This is a genomic window from uncultured Helicobacter sp., assembly GCF_910577135.1.
Taxonomy (GTDB): Bacteria; Campylobacterota; Campylobacteria; order Campylobacterales; family Helicobacteraceae; genus Helicobacter_C; species Helicobacter_C mastomyrinus.
Window position 1 is genome coordinate 1 of the sequence record NZ_CAJTLL010000026.1, and the last position, 15,290, is coordinate 15,290.

At 40.2% G+C, this 15,290-nt stretch carries 16 protein-coding genes and 1 pseudogene; 2 read left to right on the forward strand and 15 right to left on the reverse strand.

Annotation, left to right across the window (positions count from 1 at the left end):
• From QZ289_RS09790 to QZ289_RS09825, 8 genes and pseudogenes are all read right to left on the reverse strand, one after another.
• Positions 1 to 1,002, reverse strand: a pseudogene (locus QZ289_RS09790) (hypothetical protein); the annotation flags it as partial.
• A gap of 468 nt (positions 1,003 to 1,470) precedes the next feature.
• Complete coding sequence (acpS, locus tag QZ289_RS09795; protein WP_295702092.1) at positions 1,471 to 1,857, reverse strand: holo-ACP synthase; 387 nt, start codon at positions 1,855 to 1,857, stop codon at positions 1,471 to 1,473.
• A gap of 2 nt (positions 1,858 to 1,859) precedes the next feature.
• Positions 1,860 to 2,444 carry a flagellar basal body-associated protein FliL gene (gene fliL, locus QZ289_RS09800; RefSeq protein ID WP_295702094.1) on the reverse strand — a complete coding sequence of 195 codons (585 nt, stop codon included), beginning with the start codon at positions 2,442 to 2,444 and terminating at the stop codon, positions 1,860 to 1,862.
• Position 2,445: 1 nt separating this feature from the next.
• Positions 2,446 to 3,042 carry a 16S rRNA (guanine(966)-N(2))-methyltransferase RsmD gene (gene rsmD, locus QZ289_RS09805; RefSeq protein ID WP_295702096.1) on the reverse strand — a complete coding sequence of 199 codons (597 nt, stop codon included), beginning with the start codon at positions 3,040 to 3,042 and terminating at the stop codon, positions 2,446 to 2,448.
• A complete protein-coding gene (locus QZ289_RS09810; RefSeq protein WP_295702098.1) occupies positions 3,039 to 3,470 on the reverse strand; it encodes a hypothetical protein in 432 nt (143 codons plus the stop codon). Before QZ289_RS09810 ends, rsmD begins: the two co-directional genes overlap by 4 nt.
• Positions 3,471 to 3,614: 144 nt before the next feature.
• On the reverse strand, positions 3,615 to 5,525 hold the full coding sequence (locus QZ289_RS09815) for a primosomal protein N' (RefSeq protein WP_295702100.1): 1,911 nt from the start codon (positions 5,523 to 5,525) through the stop codon (positions 3,615 to 3,617).
• A 9-nt stretch (positions 5,526 to 5,534) separates the two neighbouring features.
• Positions 5,535 to 5,792 carry a hypothetical protein gene (locus tag QZ289_RS09820; protein ID WP_295702102.1) on the reverse strand — a complete coding sequence of 86 codons (258 nt, stop codon included), beginning with the start codon at positions 5,790 to 5,792 and terminating at the stop codon, positions 5,535 to 5,537.
• A complete protein-coding gene (locus tag QZ289_RS09825; RefSeq protein ID WP_295702104.1) occupies positions 5,789 to 6,013 on the reverse strand; it encodes a hypothetical protein in 225 nt (74 codons plus the stop codon). The genes QZ289_RS09820 and QZ289_RS09825 overlap by 4 nt, the downstream gene beginning before the upstream one ends.
• A 71-nt stretch (positions 6,014 to 6,084) precedes the next feature.
• Here QZ289_RS09825 and uvrB point away from each other — a divergent pair, with 71 nt between their 5' ends.
• Complete coding sequence (gene uvrB, locus QZ289_RS09830; RefSeq protein WP_295702106.1) at positions 6,085 to 8,064, forward strand: excinuclease ABC subunit UvrB; 1,980 nt, start codon at positions 6,085 to 6,087, stop codon at positions 8,062 to 8,064.
• A gap of 308 nt (positions 8,065 to 8,372) precedes the next feature.
• Here uvrB and QZ289_RS09835 read toward each other — a convergent pair whose 3' ends face one another.
• The 7 genes from QZ289_RS09835 to recA form a co-directional block, all read right to left on the reverse strand.
• Positions 8,373 to 9,341 carry a Gfo/Idh/MocA family oxidoreductase gene (locus QZ289_RS09835; protein ID WP_295702108.1) on the reverse strand — a complete coding sequence of 323 codons (969 nt, stop codon included), beginning with the start codon at positions 9,339 to 9,341 and terminating at the stop codon, positions 8,373 to 8,375.
• Positions 9,334 to 10,431: a DegT/DnrJ/EryC1/StrS aminotransferase family protein gene (locus tag QZ289_RS09840; protein ID WP_295702110.1), complete on the reverse strand. Its 1,098-nt coding sequence runs from the start codon at positions 10,429 to 10,431 to the stop codon at positions 9,334 to 9,336. The genes QZ289_RS09835 and QZ289_RS09840 overlap by 8 nt, the downstream gene beginning before the upstream one ends.
• Positions 10,432 to 10,519: 88 nt before the next feature.
• Complete coding sequence (locus QZ289_RS09845; protein WP_295702112.1) at positions 10,520 to 11,044, reverse strand: shikimate kinase; 525 nt, start codon at positions 11,042 to 11,044, stop codon at positions 10,520 to 10,522.
• Between the two features lie 3 nt (positions 11,045 to 11,047).
• Complete coding sequence (locus QZ289_RS09850; RefSeq protein WP_295702114.1) at positions 11,048 to 11,656, reverse strand: AMIN domain-containing protein; 609 nt, start codon at positions 11,654 to 11,656, stop codon at positions 11,048 to 11,050.
• Entirely contained in the window at positions 11,646 to 11,912 is a 267-nt protein-coding gene (locus QZ289_RS09855) for a hypothetical protein (RefSeq protein WP_295702116.1), read from the reverse strand. Before QZ289_RS09855 ends, QZ289_RS09850 begins: the two co-directional genes overlap by 11 nt.
• 12 nt (positions 11,913 to 11,924) lie before the next feature.
• The gene (eno, locus tag QZ289_RS09860; protein ID WP_295702118.1) at positions 11,925 to 13,202 is read right to left on the reverse strand and encodes a phosphopyruvate hydratase; all 1,278 of its coding nucleotides are present in this window, start codon (positions 13,200 to 13,202) and stop codon (positions 11,925 to 11,927) included.
• 22 nt (positions 13,203 to 13,224) lie between these two features.
• Positions 13,225 to 14,262, reverse strand: coding sequence for a recombinase RecA (gene recA / locus QZ289_RS09865; protein ID WP_295702120.1), 1,038 nt, complete (start codon positions 14,260 to 14,262; stop codon positions 13,225 to 13,227).
• Between the two features lie 102 nt (positions 14,263 to 14,364).
• Here recA and QZ289_RS09870 point away from each other — a divergent pair, with 102 nt between their 5' ends.
• A complete protein-coding gene (locus QZ289_RS09870) occupies positions 14,365 to 15,222 on the forward strand; it encodes an MqnA/MqnD/SBP family protein (protein WP_295702122.1) in 858 nt (285 codons plus the stop codon).
• The last annotated feature ends 68 nt before the right edge of the window (positions 15,223 to 15,290 follow it).

Sequence of the window (15,290 nt, forward strand, 5' to 3'; positions counted from 1 at the left end):
AGTGCTACCACTTTGATTATTTAATCCATTTGTCGCACTTAAACTCGCGCCATAGATTCCAATACTTGAGCTCTGTATTTCATCTATTATTGTTCCAGCTCCTCTATTCCCGCCGCCAGTAGAAGTAATGCTACCTGTTACACTCATACTTCCGCCATAGAGCATAAGGCTTCCACCCCCACCAAATGGGGGGTCATATACATTCAACCATCCGCTACCTGTGCTATCTATTGCGTTATTCTCCACTTGCCCACCATTGTAAAAATTGCCTGTTATACTAATAGTCCCGTTGGTGCTTGTAAAGTTTGAAGTGGTTGTATTAGCACGCGTGCCTACATTGCCACCAACATTATAAACATTGCCACCAAATGTGATTGTCCCGCCATTATTAGTCAGCTCATTTTGTATGCGGATAGCCCTAGTCGCATCAACTGACAAAGTCGCACCAGCTGAAACTAAAATACTTCCATCGTGGATAAAAAAATTTCCATTTGTAAATCGTGCATTTGCACCACTTGCTAAGATAAGAGAAGTCCCTCGCCCAAAGCGCACTTTAGAATCTCCACCATAATCTGTGCCCTGCGCACTAATGGTAGTGCCACTTGAAATAAGTGTGAATTGTGCTCCACTGCCTACGCTCATACTACCCCGTTGAACAGCTAAAGTATGGAGATTAGTAAAGCTAACTTGGAGGTTGTCTCCAATAGATATGCCACCATTATAGTAGGTTACACCATTAATATTTGTAGGACTTTCAAAAGTAAGTGTGTATTGGGAATTTGCCACACCCCTTATGCTAAAAGCAGAACCACTAATAGAGCCTATGGTTGAGACTTGCCAACCTTGAGAACTTCTAGCTGTAACCTTATCACTACGTGTGCCACCATTCAATGATATAGAGGAGGGCAAAGAGCCGGAATAATCAATTGCATATAAAGAGGAAAGCCACGCAAAAGGTATTGCAAAACGATAGAAAGATAAGCCTTTTCCTTGTGTATACATTATAAAAACCTCTTTATGTTAGTCATTCTTTAAAAACTACGCTGCTGTGAACAATTACTGCTAGTTTTTTTCACAGGTAGCAAAATCGACTTTTTGCCTTTAAACAAGAAATTATAGCAAAATCCAAAACAAAGCCCTATATCTCTTTACACACTAATGTACCCTCTAGCAAAGACACGTTATGCACATCTCTAGGATTCTCCTGCAAAAGACTTTTACACAAGGTAATCACTTCGGGCAATCAACCTCATAATGTCGTATATTTTGATAATACGACATTATGGAATTGGAATCTCTCATAGCGTGTCCAGCCCAGAACCCCCAGTAGATAATCACCATAGTGATCATTTTTTAGCAATTTTTGTATCAAAATACACTGCCTTCGCTCACGTTTTTACCTCACACGCACGGAAATATAGCAGGATAAGAAAGCTCAATATTATTAATTAATGTTTTAAGAATATAAACTTATCCACAAGAAGCGCAAAACACTGCTGCTATGGCAAATCCTCCATCGTGGCTAATGCTAAGTGAAATTTCTTTTATCTTAAAGGTAGCCATTTTCTTATCATCAAGCTTTATGTTGGGGGCATTTTTTGCTGTTTTGCTAATATATATATCTAAGAATCCTAGCTCCCGCCCAATGCCTACACCCAATGCTTTAGCGCAGGCTTCCTTTGCAGCCCAAAATCCAGCCACACGAGAGATATTTACAGAATCCACCCCTGCATAATGAGTATCTAAAAGGCAAAGAGCCATCTCGTCTTTTGATAAAAAACGTCTTAAAGCATTCTCACCAAATCGCTCTATGAAAGTGCGAATACGCGCGATACTCACAATATCAATGCCTATCACCCTTAACTCACCACAAAATCCACAAAAAATACATCATAAACTTGCCCATCAATCAAAAACTCATTAATGCGTTTGACAATCTCATCTTTCACACGATTTTTACCCTTTGTAGTGGCTATGTCTTCAATAGATTTTGATGAGAGAATTTCGATAATTGTATCTTTGAGCATAGGCATTTTTTTATCAAGTTCAGCCCTAGTCGCATTTGCTTTCATCTCATCTTTATCAAGTTCAAACTGCATGCTTGCTTTCAAATACCTTTTGCCTGTTTGTGTCATAAGATTCACAGTGAAAGGGACTGGTCCTTCTGCAGGATAAATTAATCCCGGTGCAAATTTATCGGTGCTGCGCACAGCAATTGTGCTCCCCACAACAATCTTGGTTGGTTGCTGTGCAGTTGTACTTTGAGATTGTGTTTGGACTTGTGGTGCTTCTTGGCTCGCCTCTTCTTCGTGTCCTCCACTGAGTGCAAACACAAGCACAATGCCTATTAAAAGTAAAAGCACCACTATAATACCCGCTACGACAAACAAAATTGCCTTACTCTTCTTTTCTCCACCCTTTGATTCTTTTTCTTCTTCTGCCATTTTAATCCTTTGCTGTGTAATAAGTCAGTGTACTTTTACCAAACTGACGCATTTTGAGTTGTCTATATGCCCCAATAATGTGAGGCATATTATACTCACTCCAATGTTCAAAAACAATTAAAGCTATATCATACTCCTTGAGATTTTCTATCTTGCCAATAAGCCGCTTATATATGCCTTCTTTACCCTCACGTATACAAAATGGTGGATCAAGATACAAAATCACTTGAGTATTTTGATAGTCTTCAAGTGTTTGGGTAAAAAAATCGGCATTATGAGCGTAAAACTGAAGTGTAGGCTCTCGCTTTTGTGCAAGGGCAAGATTCTCGCACAGAATATCATAAGCTGCTTTATCTAGTTCATAAAATATACTTTTACACGCCCCACGTGAAAGAGCTTCAATCCCCATTGAGCCACAGCCAGCAAATGCTTCAATAAACACACTATCAATTATCTGCGCCCCTATGGTGTTGAAAAATGATTCCCGCACGATAGATTTTGTCGGGCGTGTGCCTTGATTTGGGTTATAAATCAAGTTAAGATGTTTGAGTCTCCCCGCTTGAATGGTAAATTTTACTTTAGAATCTGCTCTTTTCATTTATCCCCTTGCGACTTAAGCAATGCAAGAATCTTGCCTGTAAGCTCTCTCGCGCTCTGCTCACAAAGCCTATAAATCTGCTCTTCAAGGCTATCTTCTTTGCCCTGTGGGTAGCTTGGTGGCGACATAGGCGGAGAAAATGGCTTCATATCTTGGGGGAAGCCCTGCACCTCTTTTTTATATTTAGAGCTGTATTGCAACTTTTCACAAAAGGCTTTCAAATCTTCCTGTAAGGTCTTTTCACTAAAGGGTTTGCGGATATGCGAATATGGCTCATCAATCACTAGGCACAAAGGCTTAGAACTTTGCTTTTGCTCATCATCAGTAATGATAAAATCACATTCCACCTCGCTTACACACAAATCTTTCAAAAAAAAGTTTAAGCTACTCTGTACCAATGGCGATACACACGATATAGCAACCTTCATATCCACTCCTGTAATAATTTTTATGACACACTTAAGCCTCACTCGCGTGGAGTAATTATCCTCGTGACTTTGTTACTGCGGGATTGTCCATCACGCTCACCCTTAAGGACACATTACTCATAAGCAAATTATACGCTCAATACATTATATTATGCTAAGAGGGTCGATGTCTATTTCACAACTCCCACGCACTTTTTCATTGCTTTGCAATGTATGCAGCACCTTTAAAAGTGCGTTTGTAGAGTATGAACGCAATAAAAGCACAAAGCGATATTTATCATAAAGCCGCCCGAGCAATGCTCTACTTTCTCCTACGATTTCTACCTCTTTTGGTTTGATTTGATAGAGAAAGTTATGCACCCTCTCAAGGCATTTGAGGGCGATTTGCTCCTTTTTGTGTGAAAAGGTGAGTGTGGCTAGTCGCTGATGTGGTGGATAAATGGGTGGTCTTGTCTCTAATTCATAACGTAAAAAATCCTCATAATCCTCCATAAATGGCTGCAAAAACGCACCATTAGCACTTTGTATATACACTTCGCCATTATCTTTGCGTCCGCTACGTCCAGCGATTTGATGAAGCAAACTAATAGCCCTCTCATTACAGCGATAGTCGTTACTTTTTAAGATGTAATCAATGCCTAGCACGATGGCGAGATTCACACGATGATAATCATGTCCCTTGCTTAACATTTGTGTGCCTACAAGCACATCAATTTCCCCCTTATTAAACGCCCCTAATACGCTTTTAAGCTTCTTATGCGTAGTAATATTATCCCTATCAAAAAGAGCGATTCTCGCCTGTGGTAGTGCCTCACTTAGAATTTGCGCTACTTGTGCCGTACCTATGCGATATGTATGCAGGGTATCCCTTTGACATTGCGGACAGAGTGTAGGGATAGGCTTACAAAAATGACAATAATGGCATACAAGGGCATTTTTATCAAGGTGCAAGGACATATTCACCGAGCAGAACTCACATTCGCAACCACTTCCACACGCGCTACACACGAGCATTTTATAATGTGCGCGAGTAGGCAAAAATACGATAACTTGCTGCTTTTGAGAAAGGCTTGTTGCCATTTTTGTAATGATTTCTTCGCCTAAAATCTCATTTATCCTATTTTGTGTGCTATTTATCGTATTTAAGGCACTAGGCGGGGGTAGAATCTTTATATGTTTACTTGAGCCAAAATACCGCCCCTTTAAACGATACATACTTTTATGTTTCAAGGCGTGATAATAACTTGCAGCACTTGGTGTAGCCGAGCCTAAAATCACCCTAACATCACTTTTTTGTCCTAAATACAGCGCAATATCACGCGCATTGTATCGCGGGGAGCTTTGCGACTTATAGGCATCATCGTGTTCCTCATCAATAATAATCAACCCAAGAGAGGCAATAGGTAGAAACAATGCACTTCTAGCTCCAGCAATCACGCGAATACTCCCCTCATATAAACCTTGTAAAATCTGCTTTTTTTGCTTTTGTGTTACTTTAGAATGCCAAATCCCCACCATATCGCCAAACACTGCCTTAAGGCGAGATTCTATCTGTGGAGTGAGCGCGATTTCAGGCATTAGAAAGAGTGCGCTTTGTGCTTTTTGCAAGGTTTGCGCGATAAGATGTATATAAATCTCTGTTTTACCACTACCCGTATCACCAAAAAGCAGGGGATTCTTATGCGTTTGACGAAAGGCTAATGCGCCCTCTTGCTCTGCATTGAGCGTATGGAGCAATGGCACTTGGATGCATTCTAAATGTGGCTCTTGCATCTTTTGCGGCACAAATAGCCCGAAACTCTCTCCCACGCTCACGCAATAATATTGTGCAATAAAAGATGCAAGAATCTTTTGAAAAGACAAAAAATACTTATCGCTCTTATGAGCGCTCTTGCAGGTAAAAGTGGGTTTATCTAAAGTAGAGATAACTATGCCTAAATATGCCTTATTGCGCACTTCAATAGCGCAAATATCGTATATTTCGCATTCTACTTCGCATTGATAGGCCAAAGGAGGCGTTTTTAGCGCAAGGGGGGCAATGAGATAATAAAACAATGAAATGCTCTAAAGTGCCTGAATCTGCACATTGTTGTGTGGAAGAGGCGTATCCATACCCTCAAGGCTTTTGTAGAGATTTTCTAATGATTGACAGATAAGGGTGTATTCTTGTGCCTTTGTGATGTAGAGTTTGAGTAATTCTAGGGCGTCAATCTCGCGGGTGAAAACAGACTTTAACTCCGCCTTCACCTCATTATGCAAGGGTTTTAGAGAAATCACATAACGTTTGCCATTAAGCGCGATTTCTAGGCTTTCATCTATCATTGTTTCAAGCCCTCATCGATTTTTGCAAATAAACCCTCAAAACCTCTATCCTTTGAAGCAATCTCCTCATAGAGATTAGAAATTTGACTATCTTTAGCCTCATTTTGTGCTTTCAAGGAGGCGATTTCAAGCTGTAATGAACCTATTTCATCTTTTTGGGAGGCGATTTTTGTAAGCATTTCCTCAATCTTTTGGGAAAGCCTCTCCATTACATTATTCATCTTGCAATCCTTTTATGTGGTGAAAATAAAGTATAATCTTAACACAAAATCAACAAGGAGTGCGCCAAAAAATGCCAAAATTTATCTTAAATTCTGCATACACCCCCGCAGGAGACCAACCTCAAGCGATTGAGAAAATCACTAACTTTATCAGCAATGGCGCACAATACAGCACGCTCATAGGTGTTACAGGTAGTGGCAAAACCTACACGATGGCAAACATCATCGCCAGGCTTAATATCCCAACCCTCATTATGACACATAATAAAACCCTTGCTGCGCAGCTTTATAGCGAATTTCGCGGATTCTTCCCGCAAAATCATGTAGAATATTTCATCTCGCATTTTGATTATTATCAGCCTGAAGCCTATATTCCCCGCCGCGATTTGTTTATAGAAAAAGATTCTAGCATTAATGAGGATTTGGAGCGATTGCGACTATCGGCTACCACTTCGCTTCTAGCCTATGATGATGTGATTGTCGTAGCAAGTGTATCAGCAAACTATGGCTTAGGGAATCCTGCAGAATATCTTAGTATGATAGAAAAGCTCGAAGTAGGCGCAGAATATCAGCAAAAAGCATTGCTTTTAAAGCTCGTAGATATGGGCTATACGCGCAATGATATGGTATTTGAGCGGGGGAATTTCCGTGTGAATGGAGAGGTGATAGATATTTTTCCTGCTTACAATGAAAATGAATTTATCTGCATAGAATTTTTCGGCGACGAGATTGAGCGCATTGGCGTATTTGAGGCATTAGAGCGCACACATTTAGCCAATCTACAATCCTTTGTCCTATATAGTGCTAATCAATTCATTGTAAGCGCTCAGAGGTTACAAACTGCGCTACACAATATAGAATCCGAGCTAGAGACACGTTTAAATGAGTTTGAAAGAGATAATAAACAAGTGGAATATCAACGCCTCAAAGGACGCACAGAGTTTGATTTAGAAATGATACGCGAGAGTGGCATTTGCAAGGGGATAGAAAACTATGCACGACATCTCACAGGCAAGGAAGCCGGGGAAACACCCTACTCCCTTTTAGATTATTTTGAACAAAAGAAAAAGCCCTATTTGCTAATAGTTGATGAATCTCACGTGAGTTTACCACAATTTGGCGGTATGTATGCAGGGGATAGAAGCCGCAAGGAAGTGCTTGTAGAATATGGTTTTAGACTGCCTAGTGCGCTTGATAACCGCCCTTTACGATTTGATGAGTTTATCACTAAAGCCCCGCACTTTCTCTTTGTATCCGCTACACCTGCACAAAAGGAGTTAGAGCTAAGTGGAGAATATATAGCCGAGCAGATTATCCGCCCCACCGGGCTGCTTGACCCGCTCTATGAAGTGCGGGATTCGAATAACGCGGTGCTTGATTTGTATGATGAGATAAAGCTAAGGATTGCTCAAAATCAGCGAGTGCTTATCACCACTTTGACAAAAAAAATGGCAGAGGAATTAAGCAAGTATTATGGAGAGCTAGGCATTAAGGTGCGCTATATGCACAGCGATATTGACGCGATTGAGCGCAATCATCTCATACGCGCCCTAAGGCTTGGGGAGTTTGATGTGCTTATTGGGATTAATCTCTTGCGCGAGGGGTTGGATTTGCCAGAGGTGAGTCTGATTGCCATTATGGACGCGGACAAAGAGGGATTTTTGCGCTCTGAAACGAGCCTCATACAAACGATGGGACGAGCTGCACGTAATGTCGATGGCAAGGTGATTCTCTACGCACAACATATCACGCAGTCTATGAAAAGGGCATTTGAGATTACTGACTATCGCCGCAGCAAGCAGCAAGCTTTCAATCGCCTCCATAATATTATACCCACATCGGTGCAAAGGAATGTAGAGCAAGAGCTAAAGATGGAATCAAGCGGATTAGGCAAACTCTATGAAAAAAATAGCAAGAAGATTCCTAAAAGTGAGCGGGATAGAATCATCAAAGAGTTAAGCAAACAAATGCACACAGCAGCTAAGGCACTAGAATTTGAAGAGGCTGCACGTCTGCGCGATGAGATAACTAAAATTCGCAATATGAAGTAGGTATTATTATGCCTTTGCTAATGCGATAAAACTCCACAAGTCTTACTTTGTGTGCAGTCAAATCTCCACTTCGCACCTGAAGGATACACTTATAATTTACTCATACAATTTGCAAGTGTGGGTTGGCATCATCAAGCCAGTTTCATTGGTTAGATTCTATTATATCTTTGCTGTTGTGTAAAACACCACATTGACACAAAGTGCTTATCCACACTTATTAAGATAGTTTTAGGGCTTAGATTCATACCTTCATTTTTATTCAAGTGGAATATTCATTGCTATTTGCATACAGCATAATCATAGAATCTTTATGTATATGTCTTGTGGATAATATCTTGAATCTTATGAGCAATTTGCATAGCCCTCATACCATCGTTGTGGTTAGGGCGATTATCTGTTAAAGATGGCATTGAGCCCTTGCATAACCTCACAAAGTCAATTAACTCTGAAAGTAAGCTCTCCTGCCCCCGCACCTCAATCGTCTCTGTATTGGCACTAATAGATACATTATCCATTCTTTGTTCCACGCTTTGCTTATCAACAAACACTTCCTTACGAAGCAAATTGCAATCAATATATTCATTATACGTTGTTACACTGATTTGCCGCCGTCTTTTCTCTGTAATGCGGGAGGCGACAATATTAGAAAATGCACCATTGGTATGCACGATACACGCCCTTGCATACTCTATCATACCATCTATGACTACACCATGTGCGTAAATATCCCGCACATCACCATTAAAATTTAGAGCCAAATCAATATCGTGTATCATCAAATCAATCACCACATCAACATCAGTAATGCGTGAGCTCATCTTGTTGGTGCGGATAAAGTCAATATTAATAATCTTATCTGTATTAGAGGCTAAAATATGCTTTAATGTAATCACCGCAGGATTGTAGCGCTCGATAAATCCTACTTGTATATTAAGCCCCTTATCTTGGGCTAAATCCACGATGACTTGCGTAGATTCTAAGGTATTGGTAAGGGGCTTTTCTACAAAAATATTTTTCACATAATCGCTGACTTTATTAATATAGTCAAAATGCGTGAAAGTGGGCGTTACGATAATTGCACCATCGCAGCTTTTTAAATCCGTATCAAGATTTTCAAGCATTTTGATACCAAATTTCTTGCCTAGCTCCTCACATAGCTCTACATTAGTATCATAGAGAAAAGCAATCTCCACATCTTTAAGCATACTTAAGATTCTAAGGTGGTTCTGCCCCATTTTCCCAATGCCAAAAAGGGCGATTTTCATCGGCTTATCCATTGATTGCCTCTATAACCTTATTTTGCTCTTCTTGCGTGATAAATGGACTAAATGGAAGCGAGAGAATCTCATCACACACTGCCTCACTCACAGGGAAATCACCCTTTTTATAAGGATAGGCTTTTTGCACGACTTCCTGTAAATGTAAAGGGATAGGATAATGCACTGCATAGGGAATCTGCGCAGATTCTAATTTTTTCATCATATCGACACGATTTTTGGTGAGGATTGAGTATTGCGCATAGGCGCTTGTATCGCTACTTTTGACAAATGGTGTAATCACGCCTTTAAGATGTTCATTATAATATTGCGCTACTTTTTGTCGTTTAGCAATTTCTGTATCTAAATGCGTGAGTTTCACATTTAAAATAGCTGCTTGGAGTGCATCAAGCCGAGCATTTAAGCCTATAAAGTGATGTTCATATCGCTTTGTCTGCCCGTGATTTAGTAAATAACGGATTTTTTGCGCTAAGGATTCATCATTGCTAAACACTGCTCCCCCATCACCATAGCAGCCCAATGGCTTACTAGGAAAAAAGCTTGTGGTAGCCATAATGCTTGCATTACACGATTTTACACTCTTCCCATCACTATAAGTCTCACTTGCTCCAAAGCTTTGCGCGGCATCTTCAATCACAGGAATATGATGCTTTGCGGCAATGGCATTAATAGATTCCATATCTGCCATTTGCCCAAAAATCGATACAGGGATAATTGCCTTTGTATGAGGAGTGATAGCACCCTCAAGCTTTGTGGGGCAGAGATTATAGCTCTTTTCATCAATATCCGCAAATACAGGCTTCGCGCCCAAAAGCATAATCGCCTCTACACTTGCAATAAAGCTAAATGGAGAGGTAATCACCTCATCGCCTTTTTTTATATCTAATGCCATAAGTGTTAAAATCAGTGCGTCGGTCCCACTACTACAGGCTATGGCTTGTTTTGCCCCTACATAAGCACTCAATGTGGATTCTAAATCACTTACTGCTTTTCCCATAATGAATTGCGATGATTGCAATACATCTTGTATCGCTCTATTAATGTCTTTTTTATAGCTTTCATACTGCGCTTTAAGATTAATAAACTCCAATTTATAATACCCTTGCCTTTCTAGGTTTAAGCGCGAATTGTAACAAAAAAATGCAAAATATCAAACTTTAATATATCCACCCAAAACATTAGCTTTGTGGCTTTAAGAGAGAAATTTCATTGCCCCTCTCCATACATTCAACAATCTTACGTGCTACCTCATTTACAGAAGTATCTCCACTTACAATGTAATGAGCTTGTTTCTCATATATCTTTTTGCGCTCATCATAAAGCTGCTTTGCTTGATTCGCATCTGCAAAGAGTGGGCGCTGATTGATTTGAGCCGTATTAAGACGTTTAAGGATAGATTCAAAGCTTACATCAAGCCAAAATACCTTACCCAAATAGCTTATATCATTATAGATAGGCATACCTCCGCCTGTGGCGATTATGGCATTTTTTACATTTGCAGAAAGCCATAAAATAAGTTGAGATTCTATACGGCGGAAGCCCTCTTCCCCTACTGATTCAAAAATTTCACTCACACTCTTACCCATATTTTGCTCTATGATATGGTCTGTATCAAGCAAGAATCTCCCACCAAGCAATGCGATTTCTCTACCGATAGTAGTTTTACCACTGCCCATAAAGCCAATGAGAACGATATTTTCCAAATCCTACTCCAAAGTTACTATAAAGCCATCACTTTGAGGTGAAATAGTGTATTTATAACGTCCATCTAAATCAAGGGAGATTCTATAAAATCCTTCGTGTGTAGAAATCTCCGCACCACTAAAATATTTTTTATTCAACTTGGTTTTTTGAGATTGATTGTCTCTTGCGCCTTCAATATCAATCACAAGTCGATAGGGTTCAGGCAATACAAAATCACGTAGCATTTTCTTACGTGTGGCGATAAAAAGTGTATTTCTATTAACTATCAGCTCAAACTCGCCTAGTTTAAAGCGATTTTCTGCACTATAAGGTGCTCCCTGTGCTTTTTGAGCAATAAGCAATGGATAATGCCAATCAATGCTTTCATCAAGTTGAATAGTTTTGTTTTCAATAGAGCCATCAAGGTTTTGATAGGTAACCTGCACGCTTTTAAGAATCCTCGCCGTGCTTGGTAACACAAACTCCACACTTGAGAGCGGGTCTTGATTCATAGTAGGAGGCTTATGCTCTTCTGCTTTTTGTGTAATCACGGTTTCAAAAGGATTGTCCCTTGCCCAAAGCAGCAAAGTACAGCATAAACATACACAGCCTATCCATATATTATTTTTCAAGGTTTGCTCCCTTTAAATCAAAAATCTGCTTTTGCAAACGTGCATTTTGTAATTCAATAATTTGTGCCTCCTCTATCAAATGTGCCTTTTGCGCCCGCAAGCGTAAAAGCACCTCCACAGAATTATTCCCAAAAAGCAATAAGCCCATATAAAATCCGCCTATCACAACAAGCCCAAATACAAGAAGCCAAATGCGATTGGTGTAAAGCCATCGCCATATCTTTGAAGGATTTTCTAGTATCTCTTCGTGTTCCATAAACCTCTTATCCTATCGTTTGAAAAGCGTTTTTCCTATGTATTCTGTGTCGCTTATTTCACGTTCAATCTCAAGCAAACGATTGTATTTTGCAATTCTCTCACTTCGTGCCGTTGAGCCTGTCTTAATCTCACCAGTATTAAGTGCTACGGCAAAATCTGCGATAAAGGTATCTTCACTCTCACCGCTGCGATGGCTCATAATGCACTTGTAATTATTGCGTTGAGCCAAGCGCATACTTTGCATTGTCTCACTCACCGTGCCAATTTGATTAGGTTTAATTAAAATGGCATTAGCAATATTTGAATTAATACCCTCTTGCAAGATTTTTTTATTGGTAACAAACAAATCATCTCCCACAAGCTGAATCTTGTTGCCAAGCTTCTGTGTGAGGAGCTTCCACCCCTCCCAATCATCTTCACTTAGCCCATCTTCAATTGACACAATAGGATATTTTGCAATAAGATTCTCATAATATTCAATCATACCTGCACTATCTAACACCTTGCCCTCTCCTGCTAGATGATACATACTATCTTTGCCTACAAGCTCACTACTTGCGACATCAAGCGCGATAGCAATCTCTTCAAGCGGCTTATACCCTGCCTTTTCAATAGCCTTTAAAATCACTTCAATGGGCTCTTCATTGTTTTTTAGATTTGGAGCGAATCCTCCTTCATCACCAATGCTCGTAATATGGCCTTGCTCGTTTAAAATAGCTTTTAAGTGATGATAGACTTCAGCAGAGGCACACAGGCTTTCTGCAAAGCTATCAAAGCCTAAAGGCATAATCATATATTCTTGAAAATCTACCGTATTATCTGCGTGAGAGCCACCATTAATAATATTAAGCATAGGGGTGGGGATAGTAAGTGCATTGCTCCCGCCCAAATAGCGATAAAGGGGTAAATGCAAAGACTGCGCACTCGCTCTAGCAATCGCCATACTCACACCCAAAGTCGCATTTGCACCAAGTTTTGAATAATTATCTGTATCATCTATTTTTTTTAGGATCAAATCAATCTTGCTTTGATCGTAGGGGGAGACGCCATTAAGCTGTGTGGCAATCTCTGTTTTAATGTTCGCACAGGCTTTCAAAACACCTTTTCCTAAATATCTATCCTTATCGCCATCGCGTAATTCGAGCGCTTCTCTCTTGCCTGTGCTTGCACCACTTGGCACGATAGCCGATGCCCTCGTGCCATCGCTTAGTCTTACCATAGCTTTTACTGTGGGATTCCCACGACTATCCATTACTTCTTGTGCGTCAATATGTTCGATATAAACCATTGTATTCTCCTAAAAGATATATTTACTCATTAGATTCTGGCTCATCGGGTAAAGGCAGAATCTCATCTTGAGCGCCAATTTGCTCCTTAATCTTTGCAATAATCTCCTCTGCTAATGCCTTATCCTCTTTTAAGAGCAGTTTTGCATTCTCGCGTCCTTGCCCAAGCTTTTTGTCATTGTAACTAAGCCACGCACCACTTTTATCGATAAGATCAAGCTTGATGCCATAATCGATAATCTCGCCCTCTTTGCTAATACCCTCGCCAAACATAATATCAAACTCTGCTTCGCGGAAAGGTGGAGCGACTTTATTTTTCACTACTTTTGCTTTTGTGCGATTTCCGATTTGCTGGTCATTTTGCTTCAATGTTGCGATACGGCGTACATCAATACGCACACTCGCATAAAATTTTAGCGCATTCCCACCAGTAGTAGTCTCTGGACTACCATAGCCCATTACGCCAATTTTCATACGAATTTGATTAATAAAAATCAAAGTCGCATTCATCTTGTGTAATACACCTGTAATCTTACGCAAAGCGTGGCTCATAAGCCGTGCTTGTAAGCCTACGTGTTGGTCTCCCATATCGCCTTCAATCTCTGCTTTAGGCGTGAGGGCTGCTACCGAATCTATAACTATTAAATCCACTGCACCGCTACGTGTGAGCGTTTCTAGAATCTCTAATGCCTGTTCTCCCGTATCAGGCTGAGATACAAGCAGATTCTCTGTATCTACACCCAAACGTTTAGCGTAATATACGTCAAGGGCATGTTCTGCGTCTATGAATGCGCAAATACCGCCATTTTTTTGACATTCTGCCACGATTTGTAAGCTTAAAGTCGTCTTTCCACTTGATTCTGGTCCATAGATTTCAATAATCCTACCCTTAGGCACACCACCTATGCCTAGAGCCATATCAAGCCCAAGCGAGCCCGTGGATATACACTCTACTTTTTCTACCTGTTTATCACCTAATCGCACCAAAGCACCCTTGCCAAAGGCTTTATCAATTTGCTTCAAAGCAAGTTCAATAGCTTTTTGCTTTTTCTCATCTACCATTTATATCCTTTCTGTTTTGCGTGAACGTGAAATGAGTTTAGATTTTATCTAAGTTTGACTAAATTATCCTTATAATTTGACATAAAACTTTGAGGAGACACTATGATAAAACTCGCCCATAGCCCTGATGCTGATGATTTATTTATGTATTATGCGATAGTTTTTGGGTGGGTAGATTCTACAAAATTACAATTTTCCAATACGGCTAAAGACATTCAAACACTTAATTTTGCGACCTTACAGGGCGAGTATGATATTAGCGCGATTTCCTTTGCCCTTTATCCGCTTATTGTGCAAGATTATGCGCTTTTACGCACGGGCGTGAGCTTTGGCAATGGCTATGGACCAAAGCTTATTAGACGTAAAGATAAAATGCTTAAAAAACATTTTAAAGTCGCTCTAAGTGGGGAGCATACCACTAATGCGATGATTTTCCGCTTAGCCTATCCTCATGCAAAGATTATATACAAAAATTTTTTAGATATTGAATCTGCCGTGTTAAGCGATGAGGTTGATGCAGGTGTGCTTATCCACGAATCTATTCTGAATTTCAATGAGAATCTATGCGTAGAAGCAGAGATATGGGATATATGGCAAGATTTAAGCGGATGGGACTTGCCCTTGCCACTTGGCGGTATGGCTTTGCGCCGATCTTTGCCTCTTACCACTGCCATAGAATGCGAAAATATTCTCACAAAAGCCGTGCAAATTGCCGTGCAAAATAAGCGTCTCCTTAGCCACATGCTTTTAGAGCGAGGGGTGGTGCGCGTGAATGCACAGGAGCTAGATAGGTATCTTAATCTTTATGCAAATGCAGATTCTATATCAATGGGTGAGCTGGAGCTAAAGGCTGTGAATAGGCTTTTTGAGTTGGGTTTTGAGGCAGGATTCTATCCGCAGTGTATTAGGGCAGAGGATTGTCTCATTCCCACAGAATATACACAATTACGATTTTTATAAAATTATAATCTTTGAAATATAAAGCTCATTTTATTACGATTACGCGGCGGGTAACACAGGTATAAAAA